Source organism: Paenibacillus sp. GbtcB18, assembly GCF_019091125.1.
Taxonomy (GTDB): Bacteria; Bacillota; Bacilli; order Paenibacillales; family NBRC-103111; genus Paenibacillus_F; species Paenibacillus_F chitinolyticus.
This window is the reverse complement of sequence record NZ_JAGXJX010000727.1, coordinates 1-244: the sequence shown is the minus strand read 5'-3', so window position 1 is coordinate 244 and position 244 is coordinate 1. Positions and strand designations below refer to the sequence as shown.

Below are 244 nucleotides of genomic sequence, written 5' to 3'. Positions count from 1 at the left end.
GGGCGGATGCGGTCCTCCCGGCCGCCCGCGGTCTTGGCGACCAGGGGGGGATCGGCGCTCTGGGTGCGGGTCATGCCGGCCAGGTCGAGCAGCCCCTCGCGCAGGGCGTACCGCGCGGTGGCGGGATCGGCGATCCGGGCCGCGTGCATCACGGGCACCCGCAGCCGGCGCCGGACCTCGCCGGTGAACTCCAGGAAGGGGCCCAGCGGGGTGCCGATCGGCGGGATCGTGCGGACCAGGGAGG

At 77.5% G+C, this 244-nt stretch carries 1 pseudogene; it reads right to left on the bottom strand.

The features are described from left to right. Nucleotides 1-244 (bottom strand): annotated as a pseudogene (locus KVT34_RS30900) (N-methylproline demethylase); the annotation flags it as partial.